Below are 2,011 nucleotides of genomic sequence, written 5' to 3'. Positions count from 1 at the left end.
AAAGAGTCTGGGACATAAACCCTAGAGAAATAGCCAGTAAATGAGTTTTAACAAATTCATTTACTGGCTTCTTTATTTACAATACTCCGTATTGTTGGCTCGCTTTCTTAAGGGACAGCTTCAGCCTGTAGTCTTCAGCTTGTCCCGTTCCCTCAAGAGTCTCGCCAAAATACTTTGTATTTATATGTAATTTTACATTGTAATACTTTAAAAAAATAAAGCACTTTCGTATAATTTAATAAACATCACTAAACTAAATTAACGAGGTGCCTTATGTATAAAAATTATAACATGACTCAACTTACTCTACCAATGGAAACTTCAGTTCTTATCCCCACAAATGATATTTCACGACATGTAAATGATATTGTTGAAACAATTCCTGACAATGAATTCGACGAATTCAGACATCACCGTGGTGCAACTTCGTACCATCCTAAAATGATGTTAAAAGTGATTCTATATGCCTACACACAATCTGTATTCTCAGGTCGTAAAATAGAAAAAATGATTAATGATAGCATCCGAATGATGTGGCTATCACAAAATCAAAAACCTTCTTATAAAACAATTAATCGATTTAGAGTAAATCCAAAAGTAGATGCTTTATTAGAATCTTTATTTATTCAATTTTACAGTCAGTGTGTAAAACAAAATCTTATAGATGATAAAGCTATTTTTATTGATGGTACAAAAATTGAAGCAAATGCCAATCGATATACATTTGTATGGAAAAAGAGTATTCAAAACCATGAATCAAAGATGAATGAGGATTCTAAAGCCCTCTACCATGAATTGGTAACCAATAAAATCATACCGGAAATTAAAGAAGATCATGATAATGAATTAACAAAAGAAGAAATAGATTTAATTGGTAGTCACTTAGATAAAGAAATCGAAGATTTACACCAACATATCAACAATGAAAAATGTACTAAAACAAGAAAACAAATACGTCTCAAAAGAACTAAAATCAAAAAATACAAAAAGCAAATCAATGATTATTTTGAGCGAAAGTATCGATACGAATTTCAAAAATCTATTTTAAAGGATAGAAATAGTTATTCTAAGACAGATCATGATGCGACATTTATGAGAATGAAAGAAGATCACATGAAAAATGGACAACTTAAGCCAGGGTATAATTTACAAATAGCGACAAATTCCCAATTTGTTTTATCTTATAATGTGTATCAAAATCCAACGGATACAAGAACGATGATTCCATTTTTAAATTCAATTCAAGAGACCTACGGTCATTTACCTGAATATATTGTAGCTGATGCAGGTTATGGTAGTGAATCAAATTATAAGGCAATTATAGATGACTTTAATCGAACGCCACTCATAACATATGGAATGTTTATAAAAGATAAAACTAAAAAATATAAAAGTGACATCTTTAATACTCAAAATTGGAACTATGACGAAATTAATGACGAATTCATTTGTCCGAATAATAAACGGCTAGGTTTTAAAAGATATGCCTATCGTCATGATAAGTATGGTTATAAGCGAGACTTCAAATTATATGAATGTGATGATTGTTCAGAATGTCCTCTGAAAAATCAATGTATGAACTTCAATTCAAAAACAAACAAAAAAATAATGAAGAATTATAACTGGGAATATTTTAAATCCCAAATTAACAAAAAGCTTTCAGAACCAGAAACAAAAAATATCTACAGTCAAAGAAAAATTGATGTGGAACCTGTTTTTGGATTTATGAAGGCTATTTTGGGTTTCACTCGGATGTCTGTCCGAGGACTCAATAAAGTCAAAAGAGAACTTGGTTTTGTATTAATGGCACTTAATATAAGAAAAGTAGTAGCTCAACGAGCTGAAAATAATCAAAAAATTTATAAAAAAGACAATTTCTATATTATTTCAATAGAATTTGTCTTTTTTTCACTTATCCAAGAACTTTATGTCCCGGACACTTATTATAGAGCCAATTTATTTTGTCCCAGCCTCTTTTATTAGTTTTCAGGAATCATTAAAATTAATAATT

Annotated in this window: 1 pseudogene; it reads left to right on the top strand. The window is 29.6% G+C overall.

The features are described from left to right. Positions 1-273 precede the first annotated feature (273 nt). Positions 274-1,942, top strand: a pseudogene (locus tag F1592_RS09910) (IS1182 family transposase); the annotation flags it as partial. Between the last annotated feature and the right edge of the window lie 69 nt (positions 1,943-2,011).

This window comes from Staphylococcus sp. GDX7P312P (genome assembly GCF_008385775.1).
In the GTDB taxonomy this organism is placed as follows: domain Bacteria; phylum Bacillota; class Bacilli; order Staphylococcales; family Staphylococcaceae; genus Staphylococcus; species Staphylococcus haemolyticus.
The sequence above is the reverse complement of the archived record's forward strand: the minus strand, read 5'-3'. Positions and strand labels throughout refer to the sequence as shown.